Annotated in this window: 22 protein-coding genes; 8 read left to right on the top strand and 14 right to left on the bottom strand. The window is 70.3% G+C overall.

What is annotated here, in order from left to right:
• Nucleotides 1-38: 38 nt before the first annotated feature.
• On the bottom strand, nt 39-2123 hold the full coding sequence (locus NGF19_RS22990; RefSeq protein ID WP_252427139.1) for a transglycosylase domain-containing protein: 2085 nt from the start codon (nt 2121-2123) through the stop codon (nt 39-41).
• A gap of 485 nt (nt 2124-2608) precedes the next feature.
• On the opposite strand from NGF19_RS22990, the gene NGF19_RS22995 reads away from it, so the two are divergent.
• Complete coding sequence (locus NGF19_RS22995) at nt 2609-2833, top strand: FmdB family zinc ribbon protein (protein WP_252427073.1); 225 nt, start codon at nt 2609-2611, stop codon at nt 2831-2833.
• 12 nt (nt 2834-2845) lie between these two features.
• On the opposite strand, the gene NGF19_RS23000 is transcribed toward NGF19_RS22995, so the two are convergent.
• From NGF19_RS23000 to NGF19_RS23015, 4 genes are all read right to left on the bottom strand, one after another.
• A complete protein-coding gene (locus NGF19_RS23000) occupies nt 2846-3505 on the bottom strand; it encodes an O-methyltransferase (RefSeq protein WP_252427074.1) in 660 nt (219 codons plus the stop codon).
• Between the two features lie 79 nt (nt 3506-3584).
• Nucleotides 3585-4430 (bottom strand): HAD family hydrolase, encoded by an 846-nt coding sequence (locus tag NGF19_RS23005; protein WP_252427075.1) that lies wholly within the window; start codon nt 4428-4430, stop codon nt 3585-3587.
• On the bottom strand, nt 4427-6868 hold the full coding sequence (locus NGF19_RS23010) for a phosphoribosyltransferase (protein ID WP_252427077.1): 2442 nt from the start codon (nt 6866-6868) through the stop codon (nt 4427-4429). The genes NGF19_RS23005 and NGF19_RS23010 overlap by 4 nt, the downstream gene beginning before the upstream one ends.
• Nucleotides 6869-7103: 235 nt before the next feature.
• Nucleotides 7104-8270, bottom strand: a complete 1167-nt coding sequence (locus NGF19_RS23015) for an HpcH/HpaI aldolase/citrate lyase family protein (RefSeq protein ID WP_252427079.1) — start codon at nt 8268-8270, stop codon at nt 7104-7106.
• Nucleotides 8271-8466: 196 nt separating this feature from the next.
• Between NGF19_RS23015 and NGF19_RS23020 the strand changes: the two genes are divergently transcribed.
• Nucleotides 8467-9327: a TerD family protein gene (locus NGF19_RS23020; protein WP_252427081.1), complete on the top strand. Its 861-nt coding sequence runs from the start codon at nt 8467-8469 to the stop codon at nt 9325-9327.
• 15 nt (nt 9328-9342) lie between these two features.
• On the opposite strand, the gene NGF19_RS23025 is transcribed toward NGF19_RS23020, so the two are convergent.
• The 6 genes from NGF19_RS23025 to NGF19_RS23050 form a co-directional block, all read right to left on the bottom strand.
• Nucleotides 9343-10077, bottom strand: a complete 735-nt coding sequence (locus tag NGF19_RS23025; RefSeq protein WP_252427082.1) for a TerD family protein — start codon at nt 10075-10077, stop codon at nt 9343-9345.
• A gap of 99 nt (nt 10078-10176) precedes the next feature.
• On the bottom strand, nt 10177-11325 hold the full coding sequence (locus NGF19_RS23030) for a DUF475 domain-containing protein (protein ID WP_252427083.1): 1149 nt from the start codon (nt 11323-11325) through the stop codon (nt 10177-10179).
• Nucleotides 11326-11404: 79 nt separating this feature from the next.
• Nucleotides 11405-11980 carry a TerD family protein gene (locus NGF19_RS23035; protein WP_252427084.1) on the bottom strand — a complete coding sequence of 192 codons (576 nt, stop codon included), beginning with the start codon at nt 11978-11980 and terminating at the stop codon, nt 11405-11407.
• Between the two features lie 193 nt (nt 11981-12173).
• A complete protein-coding gene (locus NGF19_RS23040) occupies nt 12174-12749 on the bottom strand; it encodes a TerD family protein (protein WP_252427086.1) in 576 nt (191 codons plus the stop codon).
• Nucleotides 12750-12862: 113 nt separating this feature from the next.
• Nucleotides 12863-13321 (bottom strand): peroxiredoxin, encoded by a 459-nt coding sequence (locus NGF19_RS23045; protein WP_252427087.1) that lies wholly within the window; start codon nt 13319-13321, stop codon nt 12863-12865.
• Nucleotides 13322-13445: 124 nt separating this feature from the next.
• Nucleotides 13446-13883, bottom strand: a complete 438-nt coding sequence (locus NGF19_RS23050; protein WP_252427089.1) for a DUF3052 domain-containing protein — start codon at nt 13881-13883, stop codon at nt 13446-13448.
• 474 nt (nt 13884-14357) lie between these two features.
• On the opposite strand from NGF19_RS23050, the gene aceE reads away from it, so the two are divergent.
• Nucleotides 14358-17105, top strand: coding sequence for a pyruvate dehydrogenase (acetyl-transferring), homodimeric type (gene aceE, locus NGF19_RS23055; protein ID WP_252427090.1), 2748 nt, complete (start codon nt 14358-14360; stop codon nt 17103-17105).
• A 293-nt stretch (nt 17106-17398) separates the two neighbouring features.
• On the opposite strand, the gene NGF19_RS23060 is transcribed toward aceE, so the two are convergent.
• Nucleotides 17399-19030, bottom strand: a complete 1632-nt coding sequence (locus NGF19_RS23060; protein ID WP_252427091.1) for an MFS transporter — start codon at nt 19028-19030, stop codon at nt 17399-17401.
• Between the two features lie 111 nt (nt 19031-19141).
• On the opposite strand from NGF19_RS23060, the gene NGF19_RS23065 reads away from it, so the two are divergent.
• The 3 genes from NGF19_RS23065 (at nt 19142) to NGF19_RS23075 (ending at nt 22087) form a co-directional block, all read left to right on the top strand.
• The gene (locus NGF19_RS23065) at nt 19142-19783 is read left to right on the top strand and encodes a TetR family transcriptional regulator (protein ID WP_252427093.1); all 642 of its coding nucleotides are present in this window, start codon (nt 19142-19144) and stop codon (nt 19781-19783) included.
• 121 nt (nt 19784-19904) lie between these two features.
• Entirely contained in the window at nt 19905-21110 is a 1206-nt protein-coding gene (locus tag NGF19_RS23070) for an alpha/beta hydrolase (protein ID WP_252427095.1), read from the top strand.
• Nucleotides 21111-21208: 98 nt separating this feature from the next.
• Nucleotides 21209-22087 (top strand): DUF4429 domain-containing protein, encoded by an 879-nt coding sequence (locus NGF19_RS23075; protein ID WP_252427096.1) that lies wholly within the window; start codon nt 21209-21211, stop codon nt 22085-22087.
• A gap of 28 nt (nt 22088-22115) precedes the next feature.
• Here NGF19_RS23075 and NGF19_RS23080 read toward each other — a convergent pair whose 3' ends face one another.
• Both NGF19_RS23080 and NGF19_RS23085 read right to left on the bottom strand, forming a co-directional pair.
• Nucleotides 22116-23132: an aldo/keto reductase gene (locus NGF19_RS23080; RefSeq protein ID WP_252427097.1), complete on the bottom strand. Its 1017-nt coding sequence runs from the start codon at nt 23130-23132 to the stop codon at nt 22116-22118.
• Entirely contained in the window at nt 23129-23635 is a 507-nt protein-coding gene (locus NGF19_RS23085) for a MerR family transcriptional regulator (protein WP_252427098.1), read from the bottom strand. The genes NGF19_RS23080 and NGF19_RS23085 overlap by 4 nt, the downstream gene beginning before the upstream one ends.
• 95 nt (nt 23636-23730) lie before the next feature.
• Here NGF19_RS23085 and NGF19_RS23090 point away from each other — a divergent pair, with 95 nt between their 5' ends.
• Both NGF19_RS23090 and NGF19_RS23095 read left to right on the top strand, forming a co-directional pair.
• The gene (locus NGF19_RS23090; RefSeq protein ID WP_252427100.1) at nt 23731-24198 is read left to right on the top strand and encodes a GNAT family N-acetyltransferase; all 468 of its coding nucleotides are present in this window, start codon (nt 23731-23733) and stop codon (nt 24196-24198) included.
• Between the two features lie 19 nt (nt 24199-24217).
• Nucleotides 24218-25042, top strand: coding sequence for a serine hydrolase domain-containing protein (locus tag NGF19_RS23095; RefSeq protein WP_252427102.1), 825 nt, complete (start codon nt 24218-24220; stop codon nt 25040-25042).
• Nucleotides 25043-25045 lie beyond the last annotated feature (3 nt).

Here is a 25045-nt window from a genome sequence, read left to right on the forward strand (position 1 = left end):
AGGGGGGGTGGGTGCGTGCGGTGGTTCGGCGCCCGGCGTCAGCCGAGCGGGCTCATGGCGCTCGACCAGATGTCGTAGGGCACAGCGCCCGCGGAGGTGCCGGCGACGCCCTTGAGCGGCTGTGGTTCGAGGCTCTTGGAGAGGTCCATGCGGTAGACGGCGACGGCGGTCGACACGTCCTTGGCCGTGCCCACGTACCAGGAGGCGGTGTCGTTGTGCGTGGTGCCGGCCTTCCCGGCCACCCGCGCGGTACCGGGGGCCGCGTCGGGGTGGGCGGTGCGGAAGGACTCCGTGAGCGCCTCGGTGACCTGGCGGGCCGTCGTGACGCCGACCGCCCGTCGGGTCTCCGCCGCCTTCAGGGCGACCGGGGAGCCGTTGCGGGTGATGCGCCGCACCGAGTACGGCTCGGTGTGCGTCCCGTCCGCGGCGAACGTCGCGTATCCGCTCGCCATGCGGATCGCGCTGGGCGTGGCGCTGCCCTGGGACATCGCGGGCACCTGCGGCCCCATGCTGGACGGGAGCAGCCCGGCCGCCTGTGCCGTCGCGCGCAGCGTGGGCAGGCCGGTGTCCATGCCGAGTTGCATGAACGGCGTGTTCACGGACTGGACGAGCGCCTGGTGGAGGGTGATCTTCCCGTAGGACTTGCCGCCGTCGTTGTGGGCGGCGACCTTCTTGCCGCTGCGGTCCCAGTACGGGCCCTCGGGTGTGGTGACGGGGACGGCGTCGTCGCCGTCGTAGACCGACTTCGGGGAGACCGGGGTCGCGGGCCCGTTCCTGGTCCGGTGGACGCCGTGTTCGAGACCGGCGGCGTAGACGAACGGCTGGAACGCCGAACCGGCCGGAACGGTGGACGCGTTGGACTCGTTGAAGCCCTGCTTGCGATGGTCCGGGCCGCCGTAGACGGCGAGGATACGGCCGTCCGCGGCGACGGAGGCGGCGCCGTAGTGGGCGGTCTTCGCCGGGCCGGGGTGGTCCTTCCTGGCCTGCTCACGGGCCTTGGTCACGGCCTCGGTGAGCGCGTCCTCCCGCTTGCGGTCGAAGGTCGTGTAGATCTGGTAGCCGCCCAGGTCGAACTTCTTGTCCGAGAGACGGGCCGCGGTCTTGGCGTACTTCGAGGCCAGTTCCACCAGGTAGTCGCTCTGCTGTCCGGTCTCGTGCAGCGGGTTGGACTTCAGCGGGTCGGGGAACGACGTGTACTTGGCCCGCTCCTTCGGCGAGAGCTTGCCTGTCTTGACCATGCGGTCGAGGATCCACTCCCAGCGCTCGACGGCACGCTGGTGGTTGGCGGCACTGAGGGTGGGGTCGTAGAGCCCGGCGCCCTTGAGCAGGGAGGCGAGGAACGCGGCCTCGCTGACGTCGAGTTGGCTGACGTCCTTGCCGTAGTAGGCCTGGGCGGCGCGCTGGATGCCGTAGGTGCCGCGGCCGAACCAGCTCGTGTTGAGATAGCCCTCGAGGATCTTGTCCTTGGGCATCTTGTTGTCGAGCTTGAGGGCGATCATCGCCTCGGTGAACTTGCGGCTGAACGTCTTCTCCTGGCCCAGGTAGACGTTCTTGACGTACTGCTGGGTGATGGTGGAGCCGCCCTGGGTGTCCCCTTCGCCCGCCGTGCGCCACAGGGCGCGGGTGATGCCCTTCATGGAGATGCCGGGGTCGGAGTAGAAGCTCTCGTTCTCCGCCGCCAGTACGGCCCAACGGACCTGCTGGGGAATGTCCTTCAGGGGCATCGCCTGCCGCTGCACCCAGCCGGTGCGGGCCATGGGCGTGCCGTCGGACCAGAAGTAGACGTTGTCCTGCTGGGTCGCGTACGAGTTCAGGTTCTCGGGTATGTCCGTCATGGCGTAGGCGACGGCCAGGAACGCGCCACCGAGACCGAGGGATGTCAGTACGGCGCCGAGCCACTGGCGCCAGGAGGGCATCCAGCGCCGCCAGCCGATGCGGCCGGGTCGCGGATAGACGGGCCGCAACTTCCGGGCGTACGGGGCGAATCGGGCGGTGGCGCGCGCGAACGCGGAGGGCGGTACGGGCTTACGACGCGAGGTGCGTTGGCCGGAAACCTCCGGTACGGCCGCGCGCAACTGCATGGTGGCGTCCGGCTCCTGCGGCTCCGGGAGCTTCAACTGCATGGTGAGGTCGTCCCGCAGGGGCCGCTCGGCCGCAGCGTCGTGCTGCGCGTCAGCGGTCGCGTCGGCGGTCGCGTCGCCCTTCGCGCGGTTCATCCGGGGCCACTTCGGCGTCTCCTTGGGCCGCCTGCGGCCTCCGCTAGCCACGGTGGACTCCGGTGTTCGGGCTGCCCGGAGAACACCGGTCGGTTATTCGGTGTACTGGCTCGATCACGCCTGCGTCTTCCCTCCGCACTCGGACTGCGCGCGTGGGTAGATGCAGCGACCGCAGATACGGTTGCAAGCCCCCCTCCCCGGCCTTTCGGCTTGTCGCGGCTGCACTCATAAATTATCAGCGCCCATTGTGATCTCTTCGCTCAGGAAGCGACCAGAACGCGACAACATGGAGCAATTTGAGGGGGGCCTGACAAGGCGGCGCGGGTGGTGCCGGCAGGCGCGGGTGCGCGCATCGCCTGTGCTTCACCGGGCCCTCCCCTTAACCTGTGCACATGCCTCGCTATGAATACCGCTGCCGCACCTGCGGCGACACGTTCGAACTCAGCCGCCCCATGGCGGAGTCCGCCGCCCCCGCGTCCTGCCCCGCGGGCCATGACGACACGGTCAAGCTTCTGTCGACCGTCGCCGTGGGCGGCACCGCGAGCGCCGCGGCGCCGGCCCCGCAGGCGGGCGGAGGCGGCGGCGGCGGTTGCTGCGGCGGGGGCTGCTGCGGCTGAGCCCGGCCCGGCTCAGCGCCGACGCGCCAGGGTCAGCCCGTCCGCCACCGACAGCATCACGCTGTCCACCCGGTCGTCCGCCTTCACATGCGCGTTGAAGTCCTTGATCGCGGCTCCCATCCCGGACGCGTCCGGGTCGGTCACCTCGCCGTGGTAGAAGACGTTGTCGACCACGAGCAGACCTCCGGGACGCATCCGCGGCACCAACTCGTCCCAGTAGGCGACGTAGTTGTCCTTGTCCGCGTCGATGAACGCCAGGTCGATGTGCGGCTCGGCCGGAAGCTCCCGCAGGGTCCGCAGGGCGGGCGCGATCCGCAGCTCGATCCGGTCGGCCACCCCGGCCTTCGCCCAGGCCTCGCGCGCGTACCCGGTCCACTCCTCGGAGACGTCGCAGGTCAGCAGCGTCCCGTCGGACGGCAGCGCCTGCGCCATGGACAGCGCCGACAGCCCCGTGAAGGTCCCGATCTCGACGATCCGGCGCGCCCCGGTCAGCCGCACCAGGAACGCCAGCAGCGGCCCCTGCTCCTCGGCGACCTGCTTGCCCGCCACCAGCGGCAACCGCGTGTGGGTGACCTCGACCAGCATCCGCTGCACCGGGTCGAGCGGCGGGTTGTGGCCGAGCATGTACGCGTACAACTCGTCCGTCAGTGGTGTCCCGTTGCCCTTGGCCACGCGATCTCCTCGGTCTGTGCGCTGTCCGTCCACCGCACGGGCACAGCGCTCGCTCGTCTCCACCGTATCCCCACGCTCCTCAGGCCGCGGCTCCCGGTCCCGCCGCCGCGAGGAACTCCCGCAGGATCCGCTCCCCGGCCAGCACCCCCCGCTCCGCCAGCGCCTCGACCCGCGGGGCCGTCCAGCCGGTGTCGGCCAGTTCGCCGTGTCCCGGGCGCCAGCCGCGGTCCGCGGCCAGCAGCAGGTCCGCGTCCAGCAGCGAGTCCCCGGCGGCGAGGGTGAGCGTGGCACCGGTACGCCGGGCCACCTCGCGCACGGCCGCGCTCTTGGTGAGCGGGCGCGGCACGGCGTAGATCTTGCGGCCCTGGAGCGACACCGTCCAGCCGCGGCCCTGCGCCCACGCGGTCACGTCCGCGAGCCACCGCTCGGGCAGCAGGTCGCGCTCGACGACCAGGTAGACGAACAGGTCCTCGGCGACCCGCAGCCTGCGCAGCCAGGCCGGGTCCGCGGTGGCCGCGAGATACGCCCGCACCTCGTCGAGCGGCGCGCACGCGTCGGCGATCCGGGCGAGCACCCCGGTGTGCCAGTCGGGGTCGGAGACCCCGTCGACGAGGAGATGGCCGCCGTTGGCGCAGACCGCGTACGCCGGGGCCGCACCCGGCAGTTCGATGCGCTGGTACTGCGCGCGGGTACGGGTCGTCGCCGGTACGAACACGGCCCGCTCTCCGAGGCCGGTCAGCAGCTCGGCGGCGGTCTCGGTCAGATAGGACAGCGGCTCGCCCTCGTACATCTCGACGCACCGCAGCCGGGGCGAGGGAGCCGCCCCCTCCGCCTGGGCGGGAGCATCCGGCGTGCTCAGGGCGAGCGCCGCGGCGGAGTAGATCAGGGTGCGGTCGAGATCGCTGGCCACCAGGACGGAGCTCATCCGGACACCACCCTGCCGTCGGCGCCGGTCGCGCCCCGTGTGTACCGGGGGTGGATCAACCCCACACAGGTGTACGGGAGTTGCTCGATCTCCTCCACCGGTACGCCGCGCTGCTCGGCCAGCAGCCGGACATGGTCGAGGTCGGTGCCCGCCCCGGCCCGCGCGAGGACCTTCCAGGGCACCCGGCGCAGCAGGACGCGGGTGGTCTCGCCGACGCCCGGCTTGACGAGGTTCACGTCATGGATGCCGTACTCCTCGCTGATGCGCTCCACCGCCGCCCAGCCCTCCCAGGTCGGGGTGCGGTCGGCCGCGAGCAGCTCCTTCGCCCGGACGTCGGCCGCCTCCTCGACCTCGGCGAAGCGGGCGGAGACGGCGTCGAGGAAGGCGGCCGACACGTCCGTCCCGGCGAGTTCGCGGTAGAACTTCGCGCCGTGGAAGTCGTGCGGGCCTACCAGGTCGGCGCGCAGGACGGTGCGCGATATCAGCCCGGAGACCGTCGAGTTGAGGCAGGCGGAGGGGATCAGGAAGTCCTCCCGAGTGCCGTACGTCCGTACGCAGGAGCCCGGGTCGGCGAGCACCGCGATCTCCGGGTCGAAGCCGGTGATGCCCTCGGTGGCCTCGAACTTCCGTATCGCTTCGGCCAGTTCGCGGGTGATGGCGCCCTTGCCGGTCCAGCCGTCGACGAAGACGACACCGGCGGGGTCGTGGCGATCGGCCAGCCAGCGCAGGGCGTTGGCGTCGATGCCGCGGCCCCGCACGATCGACACCGCGTAGTGCGGCAGGTCGAGGCCGTGCCGGTGCGCGGCCCAGCGGCGCATCAGGACACCGACCGGGGTACCGGCGCGGGCCAGAGAGACCAGGACGGGCCGGGGCGAGCGTTCGGCGAGGACCGTCTCGGTGACCACGCCGACCGCCTGGGCGAGCCGGGCGGCCGACGCGTCCAGCGCACTGTGGAACAGCTCCTGGTACTGCTCGCTCGGCTGGTACTCCACCGGCAGCGACTCGGCGTAGTGCGCGCCGCCGTTCTGGATCGCCTCCTCGCGCTCCTCCGTCGGCGCCTCCAGGGTGACGTCCGAGAGGTCTTGGAGCAGCCAGCCGACCTCGTCGGGCGCGTAGGAGGAGAAGGCGGGGCCACGCAGGGGCTCGGGCAGCATCACGGAACTCTCAGGGACGTGCGGGGGCTCGGGTACGTGACTGGGGACGACCGCGAGCAGGACGTGCGGGGTGTGGGCGGCGAGCCGGTCCAGCAGGCCGCCGGGGGCGTGCAGGGCGGGGGTGTCGGCCGTGGAGTCCACGACCGCGACGACGGCGTCGAAGCCGGCGTCCGCGACGTTGTAGGCGTAGCGCTCGCCGGGGCCGTCGGCCGGGTCGTCGTGGGCGGGGAAGACGAGGCGGCTGCGGATCGCGTAGCCGGGGTCGTCGATCGCGAGGACCGGGGAGCGCGTGGTCGTGGAGTAGCGGACCTCGGCGGTCACCACCTGCTCCAGTTCCCGTGCGAGCCGGAGCGGGGCGTACATCAGCTCCTCGAAGCCGAGGACGAGGACGCGCCGGGCGTCTGCGGGCAGCGCCTCGGCGATCCGCGCGGTCATCGCGGGCAGCGCGCCCTCCAGCCGGGCGCGGTGCTCGGGGGTGAAGCCGTGCCGTCCGCCGTCGGGCAGGCCGCGGGGCCAGCCGAGCGACACGCGGGCGACCGTGCCGTGGGCCGCGCGCTCCGGAGGGGCGCTCTCGTACCGGGCGACCAGCTCGCGCCCCTTCTCCAGGACGCCCTCCGGCAGGCGTACGGTCCCGGTGGCCAGCGCCACCAGGTCGATCCGCGCGCCGATCTCCGCCGCGAACTCCGCAAGCCTCCCCTGGTCGGCCGCCGAGCGCAGGTCGACCAGGGTGACGACGACGTACCGCTTCCTCGGGTGGCGCGCGTGCAGATCGCGGATCGTGTTCTGGACCGTGTTGCCGGTGGAGAACTCGTCGTCCACCAGGACCAGCGGGCCGTCGCCCGCGAGCAGCGCCGGGTCCTGCGGGAGCAGCAGATGCGAGGTCGCGTGGGAGTGGGACTCCTCGAAGCCGCCCGCGCGCGCGACGCCCTCGACGGGGCGGCGGGTGGAGTGGAGGTAGGGGGCGTGGCCGAGGCCGTCCGCGACGGAGTGGCCGAGCGCGGTGGCCGTCTCCGCGTACCCGAGGACGACCGGCCGGTCTGGAGCGCACGGCTGCTCCGCGTCGAGCAGGTCCCGCACTCGGCGGCCGAGCGCGAACCCGTAGCCGTAGACCACGGAGGGAGACTGCGGGACGTGTTTGCCGAGCACATGGGAGACCAGCAGATGCGCCCTCTTGGGGTTGCGCCGCAGCGCGAGCCCGAGCAGTTCGGTCAGCGTGCCGTCGCCGACCAGCTCCACTCCGAGCCGCTCGGCGACCCATGTCCCGGACCAGACCACGTTCCTCATCAGTTCCTTGTCACTACGGCGGTACGACCGGTCGGATTGCGACCGGCCGGCTACGGCCTGTCGGTCACGGCCGGTCGGCCACGACCGTCGGTCACGGCCAGTTGGTCAACGGCCGGTCGATCACGGCCAGTTGGTTACGACCGGTTGGTTACGGCCAGTTGGTACGGCTGGTCGGGTGCGGCCGGTTGGTACGGCCGGTCGGACACGTCCGGTCGGCTGTGACCGGACGCGGCGGTCAGCGGGGCAGCCCGGCGGCCAGCAGTTCCACGAAGCCGATGTCCTCGTTCGCGACGCCGAAGACCTCGGCGCGCTGGAGGGTGCGCTCGGCCCACGCGCGGTGCGGCTTCACCTCGTTCATCTTGTTCGTGTACGCGGAGCGCAGCACGCCTCCGCCGAGGCGCTCGGGCCGCAGGATGTCCTGCGCGTCGCTGAACTCCTCATGGCTGACCACCGACAGCGCGTGCACGGGCATCACATGCGAGGGGTGGATACAGGTCTTGCCGAGCAGGCCGTTGGTGCGGTCGAGGGCGATCTCGCGCAGCAGCCCGTCCATGTCGTGCGCGATGAGCGACTCGCGCAGCTCCTCGACCTCGCCCTCCAGGAAGGGGCTGCGCCGCAACTGGGGCTTGAACATGCGCTCCTGGACCCGGAAGTACTCCCACACGGGCCCGGTCACCGTGAACCCGGTACCGTCGACACGGCCGAGGACGTTGACCACGTCGGCGATCACGGAGGCGACGATCTGGACGTCGTACGCGGTCATGTCGGGCGCCCGGCGCAGTCCGTAGGACGAGCAGAAGTCGGTGACGCCGAGCCGCAACGCGAGGACACGGTCGCGGTACTTGTCGACGACGCGGAAGACTCCGTCGAGCGTCTCCCGGCGGGACTCCAGATAGAGCAGGTCGGGCGACTCCAGGACGGGCATGGCGAACAGCCGCCGCCCGCAGGCCGCTTCGGCCTCCGTCAGTGCCTCCAGAAACGGGACGCCCCGCTCCTCGGTGAACTTCGGCAGTACGAATCCGGACAGCAGCCGGACGGCCGGTCCGAGCCGGGCGACCAGGTCGGGGATCTGCTCGGGGTACCGGACGCGGATGAACAGCAGCGGCGGTTCGGCGTCCGGCGTCTCGGCGAGCGCGATCAACTGCCGTACGAGGTTCTCCTCGGCGGCGGTGACGTCCGCGTCGCCTATGGAGTCCTCCAGGCACAGCACCATGGAGACGACACCGCGGCTCGCCTGCTTGACCACGTCGTCGGCGAGGCGCGGCCGGGTGGCCGGGCTGTACAGGGTCGCGCCCAGGGCCGCCGCGAGGACGCCCGTGGGGGAATCGGCGGTGAAAACGGCCGGTTCCCGATGGAACAGGCGCTGCCGCTCCTCAGGGGCGACGTGCCCGAAATGACGCATGTGGATCCCCGTGTTGGTCGGCTGCCCGAAAATATGTGGCCGGTAATAGTACGTGGAACCCCCTGTCGGTAGTTCCCGTCGGGCATGAAGTTCAGATGACCGGGCCGTGTCGGAGGCGTGGTGCGGCCCCGCGCGGCGTGCCGGAGCGCCCACCCCCACGTTGTCGTGACCAGGACCGAGAGGGCAGGATGACGGCATGACGCACGCGATGGTGAAAGGGTCGAACGTACCGCTGACGGCCATGGCGGTGCGGGCGGTGCTGCGGTGGACTCCGGGTCAGGGAGCCTTGGAGGTCGACGCCTCGGCGCTGCTCCTCGGCCCCGACGGTCGTGTGCGCTCCGACGAGGACTTCGTCTTCTACAACCAGCCCCGGCATCCGTCCGGAACGGTCCGGCTGCTCGGCAAGAAGCGCGAGGCGGAGGGGCTGACCGACACGATCCAGACGGATCTGGCGGGGGTCGAGGCCGAAGTGGGGCGGATCCTGCTGGTCGCCTCGGCGGACGACGTCACCTTCGACCATGTCCGGGCGCTGAGCATCCTGCTGTACGACGCGGCCGACCCGGACGGGGAACCGCTGGCGTACTTCGACATCCGGCCGGAGACGGGCGCCGAGACGGCGCTGATCTGCGGGGAGCTGTACCGCCGGGGCGAGGGCTGGAAGTTCCGCGCGCTCGGCGAGGGGTACTCGAACGGGCTGAAGGGCCTCGCGAACGACTTCGGCATCTCGGTGGACGACGCGGAGCCCCCGTCGGCCGAGGGCGACGCGGCGACGGTCGTGCGTGAGGTGTCGACGCCGCTGCCGCCGGAGCAGCCGGTGAACCCGCCGTCCGCGTACGGCTATCCGCCGATGCCCACGCAGCAGCCCGCGGCGACGGCCACGGCCCAGCCCGCGTACGGATACCCGCAGCCGGAGAGCCAGAGCCCTCCCGCGTACGCGCCCGCACCCCCGCAGACGGCGGCGACCGCACCGGCCTACGGCTACCCGCCGACCGCGGCGCCCGTACCGGACCCGGACTTCACCCTGCCGCCGCAGGGACCGCAGTTCATCGGTCGCTGAACGCCGACAGCCCGCTCATGTCTTCGACTTGTAGCCCCGGCCCCACTGAAGTCCCCATCCGTACAGCCGGTCCAGTTCCGCCTGGAAGCCGTAGACGAACTTCACCTCGCGGCGGACGACCAGCTCGTCCTTGACCTTCTCGATCAGGACGACCGCGCAGGAACGGGCCTGCGGGTGGCGTTCGTCGAGGCCGATCTCGATGCGCGGGCCACTGCTCGGATACAGCGTGACGACGGCGTGCGTACGGTCGAACGCGGGCGTCTGGTCGTAGATGTAGACGAAGACCAGCAGCCGCTTGAAGTCGTCCCGGTGGTCGAGATTGACGAAGATCGTCTCGCCGGTGCCGGAGCCGAACCGGTCGTCGCCGCTGAGCTTGATGTAGGGCGGCTCGTTGAGTTCGCCGAGGAAGTCGCCGAGCGGCTGCACCACACCCTTCGAGCCGTCCTCCATCTCGTACATGACTCCGAGGTCGAGGTCGACGTTGACCATGCTCTGGGTGTGCGCCTGCACGACCTCCGGGGTGAACATCCGCAGCGGGTGGCGCAGCAGACCGCCCCGCGCGCCGCCGCTGCCGATGTCCGATGTCCGCATCCGCCACGACAGGTTGATGCGCAGATTGCCCGTCGCCGCGCCCTGTTTGGTGAGCGAGACGCGGTGGTTCCGCTTGGTCATCTCGATGGCGTTGGTCGCCGCGCTGCCCGAGTCGAAGTCCGTCGTCTTCCCGCGCCACACGCCGTCCCACAAGCCCATGTCGGCCCCCTGCTTCTCCCGTTCGACAACCGCGGGGCGGTCACCGAGGACGCATCCTCGCGACCGCCCCGCTCAGAGGCTTCCTCCCCCCAGGGGTCGTCACACCCCGGACGAGACCTCAGTCCCCTCGTCCGAGGTCACCGCTTTTCCCTCCGCCGCGGCCAGCGCGCGGTTACGGCGGACCGAGGACCAGAACGACCAGGCGATCAGGACGACACCGACGAGACCGGTGATGACCTCGTGGATCTGGTACTGGATGGTGACGAGAAGGATCAGGGCGAGCGCGCCGATCGCGTAATGCGCGCCGTGCTCCAGGTAGACGTAGTCGTCGAGGGTGCCCTGGCGGACCAGGTAGACCGTCAGCGAACGGACGTACATGGCGCCGATACCGAGGCCGAGCGCCATCAGGACGATGTCGTTGGTGATGGCGAAGGCACCGATCACGCCGTCGAAGGAGAACGAGGCGTCCAGGACCTCCAGGTAGAGGAACATGAAGAACGCGGCCTTGCCGGCGAGCAGCACCGCCGACGGCTTCTTGCCGGTCCGCTTGGCCTCTTCCTCTTCCTCGTGTTCGCGCTCCTCCTCTTCCTCCAGCCGGTTCTCGAAGAAGCCGGAGAGACCGCCGACGACGAGATACGTGATCAGACCGGCGATACCGGAGATCAGGACCGTCTGTGCCTTGTCGACATGGGCGCCGCCGTGCTGGTGGGCGTGGACGGCGAAGGTCATGGACGAGATCAGCAGGACGACCAGCGCGATGCAGACCGACAGCATGTCGACCTTGCCGAGCTTGGCGAGCGGGCGCTCTATCCAGCGCAGCCACTGGATGTCCCGTTCCTCGAAGATGAAGTCAAGGAAGATCATCAACAGGAACATTCCGCCGAACGCGGCGATCGCCGGGTGGGCGTCGGTGACGAGCTGCTGGTACTGGTCCTTGTCCGTGAGGGCCAGATTGACCGCGTCGATCGGGCTCTTCTTCGCCGTGACGGCGACGATCACGACGGGGAAGACCAGTCGCATACCGAAGACCGCGATGAGCACACCCACAGTGAGGAAGATCTTCTGCCAGAAGGCATTCATCTTCTTCAGGACCCCGGCGTTGACCACCGCGTTGTCGAAGGAGAGCGAGACCTCCAGCACGGAGAGGATCGCCACGATACCGAAGGCGGTCCACCCCCCGTAGAGGACCGCTGCGGCCAGGCCGAGCGCGGTGACCGCGAACGACCAGCCGAAGGTTTTCAGAACCACTGGTTACCCAATCCGTATGGTGGGGGTCCCCTCAAGCGGAGCCTGAGGGAGACCGTCCCCCGTATCGCCGTCCCCGGCTTTACGAAACATTGACTCCAAAGTCTAGAGCGATGCCGCGAAGTCCGGAGGCATAGCCTTGACCTACCGCGCGGAACTTCCATTCGTCGCCGTAGCGGTAGACCTCGCCGAAGATCATGGCCGTTTCCGAGGACGCGTCCTCGCTGAGGTCGTAGCGCGCGAGTTCCTGGCCGTCGGCCTGGTTGAGAACACGGATGAACGCGTTGCTGACCTGCCCGAAGGTCTGGCCGCGCTCGTCCGCCAGGTGAATGGAGACCGGGAAGACGATCTTGTCGCACTGGGGCGGGACCTTGGCGAGATCGATCAGGATCGTCTCGTCGTCGCCCTCGCCCTCACCCGTGAGGTTGTCGCCGGTGTGCTCCACCGAGCCGTCGGGGCTCTTGAGTTGGTTGTAGAAGATGAACCATTCATCGCCGAGGACCCGGCCGCCGCCGCACATCAGCGCGCTGGCGTCGAGGTCGAAGGGGGCTCCCGTGGTGGAGCGCGCGTCCCAGCCGAGGCCGATCATGACCTGCGTGAGGTTCGGTGCCGCCTTGGACAGAGAGACATTGCCTCCCTTGGCGAGCGTGACGCCCATGTTGCTGTCCTCCCCGAGCTGCTTACGTCGTGTCGGGGGCCGCCAAGGCCCCCGTGATCCGGGGGTACTTGGCTTCTCCCCCGGTGGCCGGGGACGGCAGCCCCCGGCGGTGCCGGGGTAGGGCCCCGGCGGCCCCTGCGCGTCCGGCGCCGCCCCGTGAAGGTGCGGCGCCGGACGACGGGATGCTGTCGGCTCAGACGTTGACGCCGAAGTCCTGCGCGATACCGCGCAGCCCCGAGGCGTAACCCTGGCCGATGGCGCGGAACTTCCACTCCTCACCGTGGCGGTACAGCTCGCCGAAGACCATGGCGGTCTCCGTGGAGGCGTCCTCGCTGAGGTCGTAGCGGGCGATCTCCTGCTGGTTGGCCTGGTTCACCACGCGGATGAACGCGTTGCGCACCTGGCCGAAGGACTGCTGGCGGTTCTCGGCGTCGTAGATCGAGACCGGGAAGACGATCTTCTCGACGTCGGCGGGGACCGCAGCGAGGTTGACCTTGACGACCTCGTCGTCACCCTCGCCCTCACCCGTGAGGTTGTCGCCGGTGTGCTCCACCGAACCGTCCGGGCTCTTCAGGTTGTTGAAGAACACGAAGTTCTGGTCACTGCCGACCTTGCCCGTCGCGTTCAGCAGCAGGGCGCTGGCGTCGAGGTCGAAGTCCGTGCCGGTCGTGGTGCGCACGTCCCAGCCCAGACCGACCAGGACCGCGGTCAGGCCGGGGGCCTCCTTGGTCAGCGAAACGTTGCCGCCCTTGCTGAGGCTGACTCCCACGAGTCCTCCATTGATGTCCGGGGGCGGGGAGCCCCGTCGTGCGTTGGTATCGGATCAACGTCTCGATCCTACTGACGGGTTCCCGCACCTCGCAGGCGTTGGGAACGAACCGGTCACAGGGTGTCGAGCGCCTTGACGTACTCGTTCAGGTCACGGGCGTCCGGAAGGTCGTTGAGCACGCTCCAGCGCACGACGCCCTCCTTGTCGATGATGAAGGTCCCGCGCACCGCGCAGCCCTTGTCCTCGGCGAAGACGCCGTAGGCGCGCGACACCTCGCCGTGCGGCCAGAAGTCGGACAGCAGGGGGTACTCCAGACCCTCCTGCTCGGCGAAGACGCGCAGGGAGTGGATCGAGTCGTTGGAGACGGCGAGCAACTGGGTGTCGTCGTTGACGAACGCCGGGAGGTTGTCGCGCAGCGCGCACAGCTCGCCGGTGCACACGCCGGTGAAGGCGAACGGGTAGAAGAGCAGCACCACGTTCTTGTGGCCGCGGTAGTCCGCGAGCCGCACGGTCGCGCCGTGGTTGTCCTTGAGTTCGAAGTCGGGGGCCTTGTCGCCGACCTGGATCGCCATGGTCCTGCATCCCTTCGGGTGGGACTGATTCGGGTGGGAACCACCCTACGCAGCGGCCACAGCAGCCCACCGGACGGGCTGATCGCCGTCAGCCCGTCCGGTGGTCACGGTGTTCTGCCAAGCGTCACCGCTTGGACTTCGCCGCCTTCGGCGTCACCAGCCGGGAGCCGCTCCAGTCCTTGCCCACGCTGACGCTCTTGGACGCGGACAGGCCCGCTGTCGTCGAGGCTTCGGAGATCTCGCTCGGCTCCACATAGCCCGTACGGCCGGTCTTCGGCGTCAGGAGCAGGATCGAGCCACCTTCCTCGATGTACGTGATGGCGTCCACCAACGCATCCGTCAGGTCGCCGTCCTCGTCGCGGAACCACAGCACCACGGCATCGGCGACGTCGTCGTATTCCTCGTCGACGAGCTCGCTGCCGATGATCTCTTCAATGGCCTCGCGGAGCTCCTGGTCGACGTCGTCGTCGTAGCCGATCTCCTGGACCACCTGCTCGGGCTGGAACCCCAGCCTCGCGGCAGGGTTCGTCCGCTCCTCCGCGTGGTCCGCGGTCGCGCTCACGGGTTGCCTCCTGATCATGTCTTGGATGGGGATGTCCCCCCTCGCTCCTTCAGAACGCGGGGGAATCTCAGCCACGCGCGTACGCGAAGCATTGGCCGTAGTCCACACGGGCGGGGCGGATCGCGCAAGTACCCGGCCGTTCAGACCGCCAAAACGGTGACGATCCTGGCCGTGTCGCCGCAACTCCAGGCACCGTATCGCGCCCCAGCGTGATGCACACCACACCATTCTGCCCGATTTGCGTATTTCGGAACCCTCTGGCCATGCGAGAACCGAACGACTTTGCGGAACACGTCACAGCCTGAGCGTATCGTTGCGTTTTGGTCCGGCCCGCCCCGGAGGCCATGGGCCCGGCGGGTTACTTCACAGTAGAGATGACGTTTGCTCCCCCGAGGTACACGATGGGAGCGGCGCAGGCACATGACCAAGGCACACGGACAGTGGCCAGTGGCCCTCTGACAGGTAAGGAACAGCGTGGCTTCCGGATCCGATCGCAATCCGATCATCATTGGCGGCCTTCCGAGTCAGGTTCCTGACTTCGATCCCGAGGAAACCAAGGAGTGGCTCGACTCCCTCGACGCCGCCGTGGACGAGCGCGGCCGTGAGCGGGCCCGCTATCTGATGCTCCGTCTGATCGAGCGCGCGCGCGAGAAGCGCGTGGCCGTGCCCGAGATGCGCAGCACGGACTACGTCAACACCATCGCGACCCGGGACGAGCCGTTCTTCCCCGGCAACGAGGAGATCGAGCGCAAGATCCTCAACGCCACCCGGTGGAACGCCGCCGTCATGGTCTCCCGGGCCCAGCGGCCCGGCATCGGCGTCGGCGGCCACATCGCGACCTTCGCCTCCTCCGCCTCGCTGTACGACGTGGGCTTCAACCACTTCTTCCGCGGCAAGGACGAGGGCGACGGCGGCGACCAGGTCTTCTTCCAGGGGCACGCCTCCCCCGGTATCTACGCGCGCGCGTTCCTCCTCGACCGCCTCGGCGAGCAGCATCTGGACGGCTTCCGCCAGGAGAAGTCCAAGGCCCCCTACGGCCTCTCCAGCTACCCCCACCCGCGCTCCATGCCGGACTTCTGGGAGTTCCCGACGGTCTCCATGGGCCTCGGCCCGATCGGCGCGATCTACCAGGCCCGGATGAACCGCTACATGGAGGCGCGCGGGATCGCGGACACCTCCCGGTCCCAGGTCTGGGCGTTCCTCGGCGACGGCGAGATGGACGAGCCCGAGTCGCTCGGACAGCTCACCCTCGCCGCCCGTGAGGGGCTGGACAACCTGACCTTCGTGGTCAACTGCAACCTCCAGCGCCTGGACGGCCCGGTCCGCGGCAACGGCAAGATCATCCAGGAGCTGGAGTCGGTCTTCCGCGGCGCCGGCTGGAACGTGATCAAGCTGATCTGGGACCGCTCCTGGGACCCGCTGCTGGCGCAGGACCGGGACGGGATCCTGGTCAACAAGATGAACATCACGCCGGACGGCCAGTTCCAGACGTACGCGACCGAGTCCGGTGCCTACATCCGCGACCACTTCTTCGGTGACGACCACCGGCTGCGCGCGATGGTCGAGGACATGACCGACGACCAGATCCTGCACCTGGGCCGCGGCGGTCACGACCACCGGAAGATCTTCGCGGCGTTCTCGGCGGCCAAGGCGCACAAGGGCCAGCCGACGGTGATCCTGGCCAAGACGGTCAAGGGCTGGACCCTCGGGCCCAACTTCGAGGGCCGCAACGCGACGCACCAGATGAAGAAGCTGACGGTCTCCGACCTCAAGCACTTCCGCGACCGGCTGCATCTGCCGATCTCCGACAAGGAGCTGGAGTCGGGCCTGCCGCCCTACTACCACCCGGGCCGGGACTCGGAGGAGATCCAGTACATGCACGACCGCCGCCGGGCGCTCGGCGGGTACGTCCCGACGCGCGTCGTGCGGTCCAAGGCGCTGCGGCTGCCGGACGACGCGACCTACGCGGGCGTGAAGAAGGGCACGGGCCAGCAGTCGATCGCCACGACCATGGCGTTCGTGCGGCTGCTGAAGGACCTGCTGCGGGACAAGGAGATCGGCAAGCGGTTCGTGCTGATCGCGCCCGACGAGTACCGCACCTTCGGCATGGACTCGTTCTTCCCGAGCGCCAAGATCTACAACCCGCTCGGCCAGCAGTACGAGGCCGTGGACCGTGAGCTGCTGCTCGCGTACAAGGAGTCGCCCACCGGCCAGATGCTGCACGACGGCATCTCCGAGGCGGGCTGCACGGCGTCGCTGATGGCGGCGGGTTCGGCGTACGCCACGCACGGCGAGCCGCTCATCCCGGTGTACGTCTTCTACTCGATGTTCGGCTTCCAGCGCACGGGCGACCAGTTCTGGCAGATGGCCGACCAACTCGCGCGCGGCTTCGTCCTGGGCGCGACCGCCGGTCGTACGACGCTGACCGGCGAGGGCCTGCAGCACGCGGACGGCCAGTCGCAGTTGCTGGCCTCGACCAACCCGGCGTGCGTGGCGTACGACCCGGCGTACGGCTACGAGATCGCGCACATCGTGCAGGACGGTCTGCGCCGGATGTACGGCTCCTCGGCCGAACACCCGCACGGCGAGGACGTGTTCTACTACCTCACCGTCTACAACGAGCCGATCCGGCACCCCGCCGAGCCGGCGAACGTGGACGTCGAGGGCATCCTCAAGGGCATCCACCGCATCAGCGAGGGCACGTCGGGCGCCGTACCGGCGCAGATCATGGCCTCCGGTGTGGCGGTTCCCTGGGCGCTCGAAGCGCAGCGGATCCTCGCCGAGGAGTGGGACGTACGGGCCGACGTCTGGTCGGCGACGTCCTGGAACGAGCTGCGGCGCGAGGCCGTCGAGGTCGAGCGGCACAACCTGCTGCACCCCGAGGAGGAGCAGCGGGTGCCGTATGTGACGCGGAAGCTGAGCGGGGCCGAGGGTCCGTTCGTGGCCGTGTCCGACTGGATGCGCTCGGTTCCGGACCAGATCGCGCGCTGGGTGCCGGGGGCCTATCAGTCCCTGGGCGCGGACGGCTTCGGCTTCGCGGACACGCGCGGTGCGGCGCGCCGCTTCTTCCACATCGACGCGCAGTCGATCGTGGTCGCGGTGCTCAGCGAGCTGGCCAAGGCGGGCCGCGTCGACCGCTCGGTGCTGAAGCAGGCCATAGACCATTACCGGCTGCTCGATGTGAACGCGGCCGACCCGGGCGCGGCGGGCGGCGACGCGTAAGCCTCACGGGCGGAACAGTGAAGGGCGGCGGAGCTTCTCGCTCCGCCGCCCTTCGGCATGCCGGTGTGGGGGATCTGCCCGCACGCTGCCCCCCTCCGGCAGCGCGCACAGTCCGGCCGTCCTCCGGTGTGCGGCGGTGCCGTGCCGTGCGAAGGACGTGCCCACTGTTGCCTGCGGCGCGCGTGGGAGGGGAGGGATCTTGAGCGTCTTCACTCTCATGAGTGACGTCGGCCGGATCCCGGGGCGTCGGACATCCGGGGGCGTCGGAGGTCCGAGGGCGCTGTCCCGGGGCGTCAGATGTGCCCGGCGCCCGCGCCGCCCGCCTCCGCGTTCGCGCCTCGCTTGGTGAGCAGCGCGACCAGGACCGCGACCGCCGCGACCCCGGCGGCGACCAGGCAGGCCAGGCTCATCCCGGAGATGAACGTGTCGTGCGCGACCTTCGTGATGGTCTCGGCGAGCGGGGCCGGAGTGCCCTTCGGCACCGGGGCGACCCCCACCTGGACCGCCTCGGAGACCTTGTCGAGCTGTTCCGGGCCGAGCGGCGGCAACTTGGCGTCGGCCCAGTTGCCCGGGAGGTCGCTGTCGACGCGGGAGGCCATCACCGCGCCCAGGACCGCCGTACCGAGGCTGCCGCCGATCTGCATCGCGGCCTGCTGGAGACCGCCCGCGACACCGGACAGCTCCATCGGCGCGTTGCCCACGATGACCTCGGTGGCGCCGACCATCACGGGGGCGAGGCCGAGGCCGAGCAGAGCGAACCAGAGCGACATGACGGGGCTGCCCGTGTCCGTGTCCAGCTTGGACATGCCGAACATGGCGACCGCGGTGAGGACCATGCCGCCGGCCAGCGGGATCCGCGGGCCCGCCTTGGTGATCACGGCGCCCGCGAGCGGGGAGCCGACGATCATCATGCCGGTCAACGGCAGCAGGTGCAGACCCGCCTTGACCGGGCTCATCCCATGGACGTTCTGCAAGTAGAAGGTCACGAAGAACAGGCCGCCCATGAAGGCGATGGCCATGAGGACCATCAGCACGACGCCCGCCGACAGCGGCACCGAGCGGAACAGCCCGAGCGGGATCAGCGGCTCCTTCACCTTCGTCTCCCAGAGGGAGAAGGCGACGAAGGCCACGACGGCCAGGATGATGAACAGCCAGGTCTTGCTGCTGCCCCAGTGCCAGGCCGGGGCCTTGATGAGCGCCCAGACGAGGCAGAACATGGCGCCCGACAGCAGCACGATGCCGACCAGGTCGAAGGAGCGCGGGGCGTTCTCGGCGCGGTGGTCGGTGAGGATCACCAGGCCGAGGACGAGCGCGAGCACACCGACCGGCACGTTGATGAAGAAGACGGACTGCCAGCTCACGTGCTGGACGAGCAGACCACCGAGGATCGGGCCGCCCGCGGTGGAGGCACCGATGACCATGCCCCAGATGCCGATCGCCATGTTCAGCTTCTCGGCCGGGAAGCTGGCCCGCAGCAGGCCGAGCGCGGCCGGCATCAGCAGCGCGCCGAACAGACCCTGGAAGACCCGGAAGGTCACCACGAGGGCGATGCTGTGGGACAGGCCGATGGCACCGGAGGCGGCGGCGAAGCCGATCACGCCGATCAGGAAGGTCTGCCGGTGGCCGAAGCGGTCACCGAGCTTGCCCGCGGTGATCAGCGTGACCGCGAGGGCGAGGAAGTAGGCGTTGGTGATCCACTGGACGTCGGCGAAGCTGGCGCCGAGGTCCTTGGCGATGGCCGGGTTGGCGATGGCCACGATGGTGCCGTCGAGGGCGACCATCATCACGCCGATGGCCACCGAGACGAGGGTGAACCACGGATGCCCGCGCAGTCCGCGCCCCGGCGCTGTCTCAAGCGGGGCCGCCGACGTCTTGGACGCCCCGTCCCCCGGTTCCGTCGCGTCGACGGTGGTCTGACTAGTCATGCGTTCGAGGCTAGTGACAGCGTCTGACATTTGACAAACACATTCACGAGTCGGTAGCTGTCACGACACCCGGCCGATAGGCTGAACTGGGCGAACGGAGGAAGAGGAACCATGGTGACCGTGTCGCGGCCGGGGCTGCGTGAGCGCAAGAAGCAGCGCACCCGGGACGCGTTGCTGCACGCCGCCCTGGAACTGTTCCTCGCGCAAGGGTACGAGCGCACGACGGTCGACGAGATCGCCGAGGCCGTGGATGTCTCGCAGCGCACGTTCTTCCGCTACTTCGCCGGCAAGGAGGAGGCCGTCTTCTTCGCCCAGTCGGTCACCGAAGCGCAGTTCCTCGACGCCGTACGCCAACGCCCGTCCCACGAGGCGCCGTTGGAGGCGCTGCGCCAGGCGGTCCTGGAGGTCTGGGACGCGCTCGGCGAGGTCGTCGGGCAACTCCTCCCGCCCGAACTGCACCTGCGCGTCTGCCGGTTGATCGAATCGACCCCGGCGCTGCTCGCCACCCAACTGCGCCGCTCGGCGGAGCTGGAGGAGCGGCTCGCCGAGGTGATCGCCGAGCGCGAGGGGCTCGACCTGGACAAGGACCCGCGACCGCGCGTCGCGGTGGCCGTGTTCTGTGGCGTACTGCGCGTCACGAAACGCCTGTGGAGCTGCGGCGACGACAACAGCCCCGCCTCGATGCGCGAGCTGACCGCCTGCCATCTCGACGCGGTGGGGCCCGCGCTGGCGCAGAAGTGGCGGACCGGCTGAGGAGCGGGTGACGCGTGCGGGCACAAGCCGCATCGGAATTGCCGCAATTGGCACACGCGAAACGTGATATCGGTCACTCGGTTAACGCGAGACACTCTCGTTCTCCTAGTGTGTCCTTCCAGTGACTTCCTTCGACAGCTCCCCACAACTGAACGTCTGGCGCGCGCTGCTCGCGGTCGGCGTCGTCTTCGTGATGCTCGCCACGACCGGCTGGACCGCTGTGCACAGCCACCGCGGCGAAAGCCCCCTCCAGGCGTCGCGCTCCGCGTGGGAGCACGGAGTGATCGCCGGACACCGGCTGCCGTCCCCGGACGCGAGCCCGGCCAGGCTCGCCCGCTTCTTCGCCTCGCTCAGCGCCCCGCAGCGCTCCCGGCTCGCCCACCGCTACCCGCTCGCGGTCGGCAACATGAACGGGGCGCCCGTACGGCTGCGCTACCAGGCCAACCGCGTCGCCCTCGGCCAGCAGCGCGAGGTCGAGCGCGCCCGGACGCACGACGACCGGCTCTCGCCCCTCGGCCAGCAGGAGGCGGACCGCCGGATGCAGCGCTTCCAGGCGCTGATGCGGAGCCACCGGCAGATCCTCGCCTTCGACCCGGAGGGCACGGGACGCGTCGCCGAGGTCTTCGGGAACCTGGACCGGGCCCAGCGGATCTCGGTCGTGGTCCCCGGGGTGGACACCGATGTACTCACCTTCCAGCGCACCTTCCGCCCGTATTCGGCGCCGGTCGGCATGGCCCGGTCGCTGTACGGGGCCGAGCGCGCGGCGAGCCCGCGGACCCGTACGGCCGTGATCGCCTGGGCCGACTACACCGCGCCCGGCGGGCTCGGCATGGAGGCCGCCACGGCGATGCGCGCCGAGGAGGGTGCCGTACGGCTCGACGCCCTGGTGCGCGCCCTGCCCGGCCGCGCGCCGGTCCAGCTCTACTGCCACAGCTACGGCTCGGTGCTGTGCGGGGTCGCCGCGCACCGGCTGCCCGCGCGGGTGTCCGACATCGCGGTGGCGGGCAGCCCCGGCATGCGCAGCGAGAGCGCCGCCGGGCTGCGCACCACGGCCCGCGTGTGGGCCATGCGGGACGCCGACGACTGGATCCAGGACGTGCCGTACCTGGAGGTCGGGGGCCTCGGCCACGGCGCCGACCCGGTGTCCGGTGGCTTCGGGGCGCGGGTGCTGTCGGCGCGGGGGGCGAAGGGGCACGCCGGGTACTTCGTGCCGGGCACCACGAGCCTGCACAACTTCGCCGCGATCGGCACGGGCACGTACCAGGCCGTGCGGTGCCTGGACGACGACGCCTGCCGGGCCGCGCTGCCCGGCGGGGCGCGGACCTGACGCGGAGCACGACTTCGACCCGACGCGCGTAGAAGACCCCTCATCACGGTCTGTCCGGGGAGGCGACGGAAGAGCACGTGCCGCATACGATGAGCCGCATGGGTGACGTACTGGCCGGATTTCATGCCGCCTGGGAGTTCGAGTCCGACTCCGTGCTCATCCGCTTCGAACGGGGAATCCGCACGCCGAGGCTGTTCCAGGCACTCGGTGAACGCCGTGTCCCGCTGGAGGCGATCACGGAGGTGACACTGAGTGCCGGAAGGCGCGGAACGGTCGTTCTGCACGCGCGGCCACGGCCCGGCGCCGACCCGCTGATGGAGGCGGCGGACGGACAGCTCAAGGAGTCCTGCGACCCGTATCGGCTGGTCCTGCCCGCCGACCGCGAACGCCTCGCCGAGTACTACGCGAGCGAACTGCGCCTCCTGCTCGGCGACGGCGACGAGACCCCCGCCGAGCGGTTCCTGGTCGCGCCGCCCGAGGCGCCGATGCAGTTCAAGGCCTACGACGGGAAGGCGTCCTTCGACGGCAAGGCGGTGGCCTTCCGGTGGTCCTCGACGGGCGCGTCCTCCGCCAAGTGGAAGGCCGGCGACCAGAACTTCCCGGTCGCCGACCTCAGCGGGGTCACGTGGCGCTCCCCGCAGGGCGTCGAGGGCCATCTGCGACTGCTGCGGCGTGAGCCCGCCTGCGGCGCGCAGCCGGACCGGCCCGACCAGGACCCGGCGGCCGTCGTCTTCGGGCTCGGGTACGGGTCCGTCCACGAGTCGTTGCCGTTCGCCGCGGCGGTGCTGGCCGCGGCGCGCACCACCGGTCCGGGTCCCGCTCCCGCCGTGCCCGCCCCGGTCACGGTGCCCGCGCCCCGCCGGGACCCGGCGGACATCGCCGAGCGGATCCGGCATCTCGGGGAGCTGCACGAGGCGGGGCTGGTCACGGACGAGGAGTTCGCGTCGAAGAAGGCGGAGCTGCTGGCGGAGCTGTAGCCCCGTCGGCAGCTCAAGGGCCCTGTCCCTACTCCCTCCCGGCCGAGGTCATCGACATGTTCGGGTAGCGGTCGCCCGACACCCGCGAGGCGATCGGCTCCAGCAGCGCCAGCTCGTCCTCGGTGAGCACGATCCGCGTCGCCGCCGTGTTCTCCTCCACCCGCGCCCGCTTGGTCGTCCCCGGGATCGGCACGACCGTGAGGCCGTGCACCGCGGCCCGCTGCTGCGCCCAGGCCAGCGCGATCTGGCCCGGCGAGGCGTCATGGGCCTTCGCGACGGTCCGCACCGGCTCCAGGAGCGCCGCGTTGGCCGCCGCGTTCTCCCCCGTGAAGCGGGGGAGGGTACGGCGGAAGTCCTGGTCCGTGAGGTCCGCCTCGGCGTTCGAGAAGGCGCCGGTGAGGAAGCCGCGGCCGAGCGGCGAGTACGGCACCAGGGCCACGCCCAGCTCCCGGGCGGCCGGCACCACGTGCGCCTCGATGTCCCGGCTGAACAGCGACCACTCCGACTGCACGGCGGCGATCGGATGCACCGCCCGCGCGTCGCGCAGCTCGTCCGCCGTGACCTCGCTCAGGCCCAGGTGCTTCACCTTGCCCTCACGCACCAGCTCGGCCATGGTCCCGACACTGTCCTCGATCGGGACGTGCACATCGCGCCGGTGCATGTAGTAGAGGTCGATCACGTCCACGCCGAGGCGCCGCAGGCTCGCCTCGACGCACCGGCGGATGTAGGGCGGGTCGTTGCGGATGATCCGCTTGGTCGGGTCGTCCGGGTCGGTCGACAACGCGAACTTCGTCGCGATGACCACCTCGTCCCGGTGCGCCCGGAAGAACGGCGACAGGAACGTCTCGTTCTCCCCCGCGCCGTACAGGTCCGCCGTGTCGAAGAGCGTGACGCCCAGTTCCAGCGCCCGCTCCAGCGCGGCGCGGGACGACTCGGCGTCGGCGGGGCCGTAGGCGAAGCTCATGCCCATGCAGCCGAGGCCCTGCACACCGACCTCGGGGCCGCTCTCGCCGAGTCGTACCGTCGCCATCCTGCTGTCGTTCATCGAGTGGCCGTCCTCTCCGTCTCGCAGCGGCATCCCGCCCCCGCGTAGAAGCTGATCTTGCGGTCCAGTACCGCGAGCGTGTCCTGAAGTTCGCCGACCCGGGCCAGGACGTCCCGGCGGGTCGCCTCCAGCAGGTCGCGCCGCGCGTCGTAGGTGCTCTCGCCCTCGCGCACCAGCTCCGCGTACCGGACCATGTCGGCGACCGGCATCCCGGTCAGCCGGAGCTTGCCGACGAAGTCGAGCCAGTCCAGGTCGCGGTTGGTGTAGCGGCGCTGACCGGTGTGGGAGCGGTCGATGTGCGGCATCAGCCCGATCCGCTCGTACCAGCGCAGGGTGTGCGCCGTCAGCCCGGTGCGGGCGGCGACCTCGCTGATCGTGTAGCGGTCCTGCCCGTCGGGACGCGGGTGCGGCCGGGGCGGGGTGGAGCGGATGTCGGTACGGGCGGGCGGTACGTGCGGGGTGTCGTCCTCAAGGGCCACGGCAGGGGTCTGCGTCACCGTCATGCCTTCCACGCTAGGAGGTTGGAGTGCACTCGAAGCAAGCGGGACGGGAAGGAATTGACGAGCCTCTGCCGGGCGGGCCGATTAGCGTGGCGGTCATGAGTCTTGTACGACGGGCCGTGCCCGAGGACGCCGAAGAAGTGCTGCGCCTGCGCCAGGTGATGCTGGATTCCGTGCACGCCGCGAACTCCACCGAGTGGCAGGCCGAGTCCCTGCCGACCATGCGCGACCGGCTCGCCGATCCGGACGGCGGCTTCGCGGCGTTCGTGGTCGACCATCCGCAGCGGCTGGGCGCGCTGGCGGCGCTGGCGGCCGGGACGGTCGAGTACCGGATCGGGCGGAAGGGCAATCCGCAAGGGCGGGTGGGGTACGTCTTCAGCGTCGCGACCGACCCCGACGCGCGCCGCCGGGGGTACGCCCGCGCCTGTATGGAGACCCTGCTGGACTGGTTCCGGGAGCAGGACGTGCGCCAGGTCGATCTGAACGCCTCCGCCGAGGCCGAGCCGCTGTACGCGTCGCTGGGCTTCGTCCGCAAGCCGGACCCCTCGATGCGGCTGGAGCTGTGAGCCGCATAGGCTCGTGTCCATGTCCCTGCAGAGCCTGGCGCTGATCGAGAACTGGCCCGTCCCCACCGCCGCGACGGCGGTGGTCCGCGCGGACGGCACCGTGTCCGGTACACACGGCCCGGTCGGCCATCGCTTCCCGCTGGCGTCGGTCACCAAGCCGCTCGCCGCGTACGCGGTGCTCGTCGCGTACGAGGAGGGGGCGATCGAGCTGGACGAGCCCGCGGGGCCGCCCGGCGCCACGGTCCGCCATCTCCTCGCCCATACCTCCGGGCTCGCGTTCGACGAGCACCGGGTGATGTCGGCGCCCGGCGAGCGGCGGCTGTACTCCAACACGGGCTTCGAGGTGCTGGGCGATCATGTGGCGAAGGCGACGGACATCCCGTTCGCCGAGTACGCCCGCCAGGCGGTCCTGGAACCGCTGGGCATGACCTCGACGAGCCTGGACGGCTCACCCGCCAAGGACGGCGTCTCCACGGTCGCGGACCTGGCGCGCTTCGTGGCCGAGGTCCAGGCACCGCGCCTGTTGGACGCGCGCACGGTGGCCGAGGCGATGACGGTCCAGTACCCCGGCACGAAGGGCGTCCTGCCCGGCTACGGCCACCAGAACCCCAACGACTGGGGCCTCGGCTTCGAGATCCGCAACGCCAAGTCCCCACACTGGACGGGCAGTTCGTCCTCCCCCCGCACCTTCGGCCACTTCGGCCAGGCAGGCACGTTCCTGTGGATCGACCCGGCCGCGGAGGCCGCCTGCGTCACCCTGACGGACCGCGCGTTCGGCCCGTGGGCGATCGAGGCGTGGCCGGTCTTCACGGACGCGGTGCTGAAGGAACTGCGCACGGCGTGACGG

The sequence above is a fragment of the Streptomyces macrolidinus genome (genome assembly GCF_023887685.1).
GTDB classification, from domain to species: domain Bacteria; phylum Actinomycetota; class Actinomycetes; order Streptomycetales; family Streptomycetaceae; genus Streptomyces; species Streptomyces macrolidinus.

Bases quoted from the DNA above. Each gene is read 5' to 3' on its own strand.
- NGF19_RS23095 (WP_252427102.1), top strand. From the start codon at position 24,218: ATGTCCCTGCAGAGCCTGGCGCTGATCGAGAACTGGCCCGTCCCCACC.
- NGF19_RS23005 (WP_252427075.1), bottom strand. From the start codon at position 4,430: ATGAGCTCCGTCCTGGTGGCCAGCGATCTCGACCGCACCCTGATCTAC.
- NGF19_RS23025 (WP_252427082.1), bottom strand. From the start codon at position 10,077: ATGGGCTTGTGGGACGGCGTGTGGCGCGGGAAGACGACGGACTTCGAC.
- NGF19_RS23045 (WP_252427087.1), bottom strand. From the start codon at position 13,321: ATGGCGATCCAGGTCGGCGACAAGGCCCCCGACTTCGAACTCAAGGAC.
- NGF19_RS23010 (WP_252427077.1), bottom strand. From the start codon at position 6,868: ATGAGGAACGTGGTCTGGTCCGGGACATGGGTCGCCGAGCGGCTCGGA.
- NGF19_RS23090 (WP_252427100.1), top strand. From the start codon at position 23,731: ATGAGTCTTGTACGACGGGCCGTGCCCGAGGACGCCGAAGAAGTGCTG.
- NGF19_RS23080 (WP_252427097.1), bottom strand. From the start codon at position 23,132: ATGAACGACAGCAGGATGGCGACGGTACGACTCGGCGAGAGCGGCCCC.
- NGF19_RS23065 (WP_252427093.1), top strand. From the start codon at position 19,142: ATGGTGACCGTGTCGCGGCCGGGGCTGCGTGAGCGCAAGAAGCAGCGC.
- NGF19_RS22995 (WP_252427073.1), top strand. From the start codon at position 2,609: ATGCCTCGCTATGAATACCGCTGCCGCACCTGCGGCGACACGTTCGAA.
- NGF19_RS23060 (WP_252427091.1), bottom strand. From the start codon at position 19,030: ATGACTAGTCAGACCACCGTCGACGCGACGGAACCGGGGGACGGGGCG.
- NGF19_RS23035 (WP_252427084.1), bottom strand. From the start codon at position 11,980: ATGGGCGTCACGCTCGCCAAGGGAGGCAATGTCTCTCTGTCCAAGGCG.
- NGF19_RS23075 (WP_252427096.1), top strand. From the start codon at position 21,209: ATGGGTGACGTACTGGCCGGATTTCATGCCGCCTGGGAGTTCGAGTCC.
- NGF19_RS23015 (WP_252427079.1), bottom strand. From the start codon at position 8,270: ATGCGTCATTTCGGGCACGTCGCCCCTGAGGAGCGGCAGCGCCTGTTC.
- NGF19_RS23020 (WP_252427081.1), top strand. From the start codon at position 8,467: ATGACGCACGCGATGGTGAAAGGGTCGAACGTACCGCTGACGGCCATG.
- NGF19_RS22990 (WP_252427139.1), bottom strand. From the start codon at position 2,123: ATGCAGTTGAAGCTCCCGGAGCCGCAGGAGCCGGACGCCACCATGCAG.
- NGF19_RS23085 (WP_252427098.1), bottom strand. From the start codon at position 23,635: ATGACGGTGACGCAGACCCCTGCCGTGGCCCTTGAGGACGACACCCCG.